The following is a 7,154-nucleotide window of genomic DNA, read 5'->3' on the forward strand; positions in this document are numbered from 1 at the left end:
CGGCCGAGGTGCGCCGGTTGGTGCTGACCGCCAGCGGGGGGCCGTTCCGCGGTCGTAGCCGCGCCGAGCTGGTCGACGTCACGCCCGAGGAGGCGTTGAACCATCCCACGTGGGACATGGGCCCGGTCGTCACGATCAATTCGGCGACGCTGGTCAACAAGGGGTTGGAGGTCATCGAGGCGCACCTGCTGTTCGACGTGCCGATGGACCGCATCGAGGTCATGGTGCACCCGCAGTCGGTGATCCATTCGATGGTGGAGTTCGTGGACGGGTCGACGCTGGCCCAGGCCAGTCCGCCGGACATGCGCCTGCCGATCGCGCTGGGTCTGGACTGGCCGCACCGCGTCCCCGACGCCGCGCCCGCCGTCGACTGGACCCGCGCGCACACCTGGGAGCTGTTCCCCCTCGACGACGAGGCCTTCCCCGCCGTGGCGCTGGCCCGCCGCGTGGGGGAGCAGGGCGGCACCGCCCCCGCCGTCTACAACGCGGCCAACGAGGAGTGCGTCGAGGCGTTCCGCGCGGGACGCCTGCCGTTCCTGGGGATAGTCGACACCGTCGCGCGGGTAGTGGAGGAGCACGACACGGGCGGTCGGCAAGCCGGACTGACGCTGGACGACGTGCTGGCCGCCGACGAGTGGGCACGGGCGCGGGCGCGCGAACTGACCGCGCAGGGAGGCTGACGGCCGTTCCTCCCCCGGCGTCCGGGCCCCCGGGGTAGGCCCCGCCGCGGGAGGAGCGCGATGGCCTTTCTGCTCGGCGCGGTCGCCTTCGTGGTGGCGCTCCTGGTGTCGGTGATGCTGCACGAGGCCGGCCACCTGCTGACCGCCAAGCGGTTCGGGATGAAGGCGACGCAGTTCTTCGTGGGATTCGGCCCCACGCTGTGGTCGCGGCGCGTGGGGGAGACCGAGTACGGCGTCAAGGCCCTGCCGCTCGGCGGGTTCGTGCGCATCGTCGGCTACACGCCCCTGGAGCCGGTGGCCGAGGCCGACCGCGAGCGCGCCTTCTACCGCCAGCCCGCCTCCCGCCGGGCCGTGGTGATCGTCGCCGGGGTGGCCGCCAACTTCGCGTTCGCGTTCGTCCTGCTGATGGTGCTGGCGATGGCCGTGGGGGTGCGCGATCCCGGCACCGCCACCACCACGGTCGACCGCGTGTCCGCCTGCGTCCCGGTGAGCCTCCAGCAGCGGTGCGGCACGGACCGTCCGCCGTCGCCGGCCGCCGTGGCGGGACTGCGCCCCGGCGACCGCATCGTGTCGTACAACGGAACGCCCGTCGCCGATTGGGAGGCGTTGCGCGCGGCCATCGGCGCGTCGGCGCCAGGCCGGGCCGTCCCGGTGGTCCTCGAACGCGGCGGCGAGCGGGTCGCCGTGTCCGTCCGCCCCGCGCGGGTGGGCGGCGAACCGTTCATCGGCGTCTCCGCCCGCGTCGTCGGCCAGGGCTACGAGCGCACCGGCCCCGTCGGCGCCGCCGGGTTCGCCGTCCGCGGCATCGGCGAGACCCTCGGCGGCATCGGGCGGGTGGCGGTCGACCTGCCCGCCGCGATCCCCAAGCTGTTCTCGCCCGAGCGCGCCGACACCCCCGGCGGCCAGGTCGGCAGCGTCGTCGGCGCCACCGACATCTCCGGGCAGATCTTCGCCGCGCACACCTCCTGGCGCGACAAGATCGCCCTGTTCCTGTCGCTGGTGGTCTCGCTGAACATCTTCCTCGGCGCGCTCAACGTGCTGCCGCTGCTGCCCTTGGACGGCGGGCACCTGGCCGTCGTCGGCTACGAGCGCGCCCGCGCATGGGCGGCCCGCAGACGCGGACGCCCCGACCCGGGGACGGTGGACCTGACCAAACTCCTGCCCCTCACTTACCTGGCCGTCATGCTGCTGGTCGGCCTGGGGGTCCTGCTGATCCTGGCCGACCTGGTCAACCCGTTGCGCCTGCCGCGATGAGAGGGACCGAGGAGAGGGACCGAGGAGAGGGACGCCGACGCGGGACCGCCGCGCCCGTCCGGTGACACGGAATGTAGCAGTCAGGTCACATTGAGTATCGAATCGGTCATGACATGGCCACTCGACGGGCGTTGGACACCCGGTGGAGCCGATCCATTCGCGTGCGCCGCCTAGGGTAGGACGCGAGACGAAGGAGAGGGATGAGCGTTTCACTCGGTATTCCGACGGTCCGCGGCGACGAGCCGCGTCCGCTGGCGCCGCGCCGCCGGTCGCGGAAGATCATGGTGGGGAACGTGCCCGTCGGCGGGGACGCGCCGGTGTCGGTGCAGTCGATGACGACGACGCCGACCGCCGATGTCAACGCGACGTTGCAGCAGATCGCCGAGCTGACCGCGTCCGGCTGCCAGATCGTGCGGGTGGCGGTGCCCTCGCAGGACGACGCGGACGCGCTGCCCGCCATCGCCCGCAAGTCTCCGATCCCGGTCATCGCCGACATCCATTTCCAGCCCAAGTACGTGTTCGCGGCGATCGACGCGGGCTGCGCCGCGGTCCGGGTGAACCCGGGGAACATCAAGAAGTTCGACGACAAGGTCGGTGAGATCGCCAAGGCGGCCAGGGACGCCGGCGTGCCGATCCGGATCGGGGTGAACGCCGGTTCGCTGGACAAGCGGCTGCTGGCCAAGTACGGCAAGGCCACGCCCGAGGCGCTGGTGGAGTCGGCGCTGTGGGAGTGCTCGCTGTTCGAGGAGCACGACTTCCGCGACATCAAGATCTCCGTCAAGCACCACGACCCCGTGGTGATGATCCAGGCCTACCGCCTGTTGGCCGAGCGCTGCGACTACCCCCTCCACTTGGGGGTGACCGAGGCGGGGCCGGCGTTCCAGGGGACCGTCAAGTCGGCGGTGGCGTTCGGGGCGCTGCTGTCGCAGGGGATCGGCGACACCATCCGGGTGTCGCTGTCGGCGCCTCCCAAGGAGGAGGTCAAGGTCGGCATCTCCATCCTGGAGTCCCTCGGCCTGCGGCAGCGCGGCCTGGAGATCGTGTCCTGCCCGTCCTGCGGCCGGGCCCAGGTGGACGTCTACAAGCTCGCCGACGAGGTCACCGCCGGGCTGAAGGACTTCCCCGCCCCGCTGCGCGTGGCCGTGATGGGCTGCGTCGTCAACGGCCCCGGCGAGGCCCGCGAGGCCGACCTGGGCGTCGCGTCCGGCAACGGCAAGGGCCAGATCTTCGTCAAGGGCCAGGTCGTCAAGACCGTCCCCGAGTCCCAGATCGTCGAGACCCTGATCGAGGAGGCCATGCGCCTCGCCGAGGAGATGGGCATCGACATCGACGAGGACGGCTCCGCCGCCGGCCCCCAGGTCATCGTCGGCTGACCCGAGCCGTCGGCGGCCGGGAGCGGTGCGCCTGCGGCAGATCAGGCCGAGATTTCCTCACTTTGGTTTCTCTCAGCGCACGCATTACGCACCGGGAATCTCCAGGGCGGCCTGAGACAACCGTCTGAGTAGGGAGCGGCGTGCCCGCGGACGACGCGGGCGCGCTGCTCCTTGTCGTATTCGCATCCGGTTTCCACGTCTTCGCCTGCGGTTCCGCGTCGCATCCGCGGCGGCCCTGTTGACGGGGATCTGCGGCGCGGTTGGTCCCGTCTTGGCGAGCGGCCCGCGCGGGTCGGCCGTTGATCGCGCGACGGTGAAGGCGCGGTGCGGCCATGTTGATCACGACCCGGGCGCGGGCAGAGACGCCGCTGCGCCCCGATGCGGCACGGGATTCGGGGCGCCGGAAATGGACGGCGGCCTGCGGAGTTTTCGAGATTTGTCACGATTGTGCATCACTCACTATGAGATCTCCCGTCGCACATGTCTCGATCGTCAAGATTTCTCCGTTATGCCGCATGGTGGGCTCAACGCGGAGCCCGCGCGGAAGAGGGAGGATCCGTGAGGAGACTCGTACTGATCGCCGCGGCGCTGAGCACCGGCATCGCCGGCACCGCGGCGGCGGCGTCGGCGGACACCGGGGCCGCGGCACGACAGAAGATCGCGTGGACGGCGTGCCCGGACAATGATCCGATTCTGGGCGGCGCGCTCAAAGGCCTGGAGTGCGGCACGATCGAGGTGCCCCTGGACTACTCCCGGCCGCACGGCAAGAAGATCAAGCTGGCGCTGACGCGGGCCAGGGCCGCCGACACCGCGCGGTACGAGGGGATCGTCCTGCTCAACCGGGGCGGCCCCGGCGGGTACGGACGCGACCTGCCGGCCCGGTTCACCGATCCCGCCAACGGCCTGCCCAAGGAGATCTCCGCGCGGTACGACTGGATCGGCTTCGACCCGCGCGGCGTCGCGGCCAGCGAACCGCAGATCTCCTGCGATCCGACTTACCTCTACCCCGGCAGGGCGAGGCCGGACTACGTGCCCGCCGACCTCGCCGAAGAGGCGGCGTGGGTGAAGAAGGCCAAGGCGTTCGCCGACAGCTGCGGCGCCAAGTACGGCGACACGCTCCGGCACATCACGACGAAGAACGTCGCCCGGGACATGGACGCCATCCGGGCCGCGCTGGGCCAGAGGCAGACCAGCTACTTCGGCTACTCCTACGGCACCTACCTGGGCTCGGTGTACGCGTCGATGTTCCCGCACCGCGTCAAGCGCATGGTGCTCGACAGCGTGGTGCGCCCCAGCGGCGTGTGGTACGAGGACAACCTCGATCAGAACGAGGCGTTCCAGAAGCGCGCCGAGATCTTCTTCGACTGGATCGCCGACTGGGACTCGGTCTACCACCTCGGCACGACCGGTGAGGAGGTCGCCGCCAACTACCGCAAGGGCCGCGACAAGATCAAGAAGGCCCCGGTGGACGGCAAGATCGGCCCGTCGGAGTACGACGACATCTTCCTGCCGGACGGCTACCGCGACTACACCTGGCCCGCGCACGCCCGGGCGCTGGCGGACTGGGTGCTGCGCGACGACCCGTCCGGACTGCGCGACAACTTCGCCGAGCCCGCCTGGCTCGATCAGAACGGCTACGCGATCTACACGTCGGTCGAGTGCGCGGACGCGCCGTGGCCGCGCAACTGGCTCCGCTGGCACGCCGACCACTCCCGCCAGTACCGGCACGGCGCCACGTTCCTGACCTGGGGCAACGCCTGGTACAACGCGCCGTGCGCGTTCTGGCCGGTCAAGAGCGGCACCCCGCAGCGGATCGGGGCGGGCGCGGACGGCCCGGCGATGCTGATCCTCCAGCCGGAGAACGACGCGGCGACCCCGCTGCCCGGCGCCTACGAGGTGCACCGGCTGTTCCCGACGTCGCGGATGGTGCTCGAGCTGGGCGGCAACAACCACGGCGCCTCCATCTCGGCCAACCGCAACCAGTGCATGAACGACCACGTCGCGGCGTTCCTGAGGGACGGCACCCTCCCCGCGTCCAGGAAGGGCGCCGACGCGTTCTGCAAGGCCAACCCCGCGCCGAACCCCACCGAAGCCGCGGCGCAGACCACCGCCGCCACGAAGGCCGCGACACGCACCGACGTCGCGGTCGTCCGCTGAAAGCCCCAGGGCCCCGTTCCCCGCGCCGGAACGGGGCCCTGTCCCGTCCAACCGCCCATCCCGAGGGGGTCTGTTGAGAAGGCTCGCAGTCATCACGGCCGTCACGGCGCTCGGCGTCGGCGGCGGCGCGGTCGTCGCCAGCGCCGGGACCCAGTCCCCGGCGTCCCGGACGGCCGCCCGTCCCGCGGCCGGCACCCTGTCCTGGGGCGAGTGCCCCACCGATGTGACCGGCGGCGCGTACCTGGCCGACGCCGAGTGCGCGCAGCTCCAGGTGCCGCTCGACTACACCAAGCCGAACGGCCGGAAGATCTCGATCGCGGTGTCCCGGGTCCGGGCCACCGACACGGCGAACTACCAGGGCGTGCTGATCGCCAACCCCGGCGGCCCCGGCGGCTCCGGGCTGTACCTGTCGGGCGGGCTGGCCAGGTGGCTGCCCCCCGAGGTCGCGGCCAAGTACGACATCATCGGGTTCGACCCGCGCGGCGTGGAGTCCAGCAAGCCCGCGCTGAGCTGCATCCCGGACTACTCCGACCCGGTGCGGCCGGACTACGTGCCGAGCAGCCCGAAGGACGAGCTGGTCTGGCTGGCGCGCTCGAAGAAGTACGCCGACGCGTGCGCCAAGAAGTACGGCTGGATGCTGCCGCACATGCGCACCACCGACTCGGCGCGCGACATCGATGAGATCCGCAAGGCGCTCGGCGCCGAGCAGATCAGCTACTACGGCTTCTCGTACGGCACCTACCTGGGCGCGACGTACGCCACGCTGTTCCCGCGCCACGTGAAGCGGATGGTGTGGGACGGCAACGTCGACGTCCGCGAGGTCTGGTACGGCGGGCAGCTCAAGCAGAACGAGGCGTTCGAGCGCAACATGAAGCTGTGGTGGGCGTGGACGGCCAAGTACGACGCGCTCTACCACCTCGGCACGACCGGCGCGGAGGTCGAGAAGACCTACTACCGCATCCGGGCGGAGGCCAAGAAGTCCCCGATCGGCGGCAAGGTCGGCCCGTCGGAACTGGACGACATCGTGCTCAGCGCCGGATACCACACCGGCTGGTACATCCCGCTCGCCGAGGCGCTGTCGGCGTGGGCGGCGAACAAGGACGCCCGGCCGCTGCTGGACCTCGTCAGCGAGGGCGGCGGCGACAACGGCTTCGCCGTCTACAACGCCGTGCAGGCCGTCGACGCGCCGTGGCCGCCCAAGTGGAAGACCTGGCACAACGACGCGGTCCGCCAGTACAACAGCGGCATCCGCTTCAACTCCTGGTCCAACACCTGGTTCAACGCGCCGATCCACTTCTGGCACGCCGAGAGCGGACGCGCGTTCAAGGTCGGCGACAAGCACAAGAAGGTGCCCGGCTTCCTGCTGGTGCAGTCCACGCTGGACGCGGCCACCCCGTACCCGGGCGGTCCGCAGATGCGCAAGCTGTTCCCGTCCGCGCGGCTCATCGCCGAGGAGGGCGGCAAGACGCACTCCAACACCCTCAACGGCAACGCCTGCCTGGACGACCGGGTCGCGGCGTACCTGAACGACGGCACGCTGCCGGCCCGCAAGCCGGGGCAGGGCGCGGACGTCACCTGCCAGGCCGACCCGCGGCTGAACGACCCGAACCCGAACGCCGTCAAGGCCGCGACGGCGCCGCAGGGCAAGGACGTGCTGATCGGACGTCCGTGATCCCGTGACGCCGGGCGG

Annotated in this window: 4 protein-coding genes and 1 pseudogene; all 5 read left to right on the forward strand. The window is 71.1% G+C overall.

Annotated features, from left to right (window positions below; genetic code table 11):
* Positions 1-680, forward strand: a pseudogene (locus AR3_RS28075) (1-deoxy-D-xylulose-5-phosphate reductoisomerase); the annotation flags it as partial.
* Positions 681-740: 60 nt separating this feature from the next.
* The gene (locus AR3_RS28080; protein ID WP_067918524.1) at positions 741-1,934 is read left to right on the forward strand and encodes a M50 family metallopeptidase; all 1,194 of its coding nucleotides are present in this window, start codon (positions 741-743) and stop codon (positions 1,932-1,934) included.
* Between the two features lie 200 nt (positions 1,935-2,134).
* Positions 2,135-3,307, forward strand: coding sequence for a flavodoxin-dependent (E)-4-hydroxy-3-methylbut-2-enyl-diphosphate synthase (gene ispG, locus AR3_RS28085; protein ID WP_067918526.1), 1,173 nt, complete (start codon positions 2,135-2,137; stop codon positions 3,305-3,307).
* Between the two features lie 558 nt (positions 3,308-3,865).
* Positions 3,866-5,464, forward strand: coding sequence for an alpha/beta hydrolase (locus AR3_RS28090; protein WP_217998800.1), 1,599 nt, complete (start codon positions 3,866-3,868; stop codon positions 5,462-5,464).
* Between the two features lie 73 nt (positions 5,465-5,537).
* Positions 5,538-7,136, forward strand: a complete 1,599-nt coding sequence (locus tag AR3_RS28095; protein WP_067918527.1) for an alpha/beta fold hydrolase — start codon at positions 5,538-5,540, stop codon at positions 7,134-7,136.
* The last annotated feature ends 18 nt before the right edge of the window (positions 7,137-7,154 follow it).

Origin of the sequence: Actinomadura rubrobrunea NBRC 15275 (genome assembly GCF_001552235.1) — a bacterium.
Classification (GTDB): Bacteria; Actinomycetota; Actinomycetes; order Streptosporangiales; family Streptosporangiaceae; genus Spirillospora; species Spirillospora viridilutea.

Excerpts from the sequence above, each read along its gene's own strand:
- ispG (WP_067918526.1), top strand. The coding sequence starts at position 2,135 with ATGAGCGTTTCACTCGGTATTCCGACGGTCCGCGGCGACGAGCCGCGT.
- AR3_RS28080 (WP_067918524.1), top strand. The coding sequence starts at position 741 with ATGGCCTTTCTGCTCGGCGCGGTCGCCTTCGTGGTGGCGCTCCTGGTG.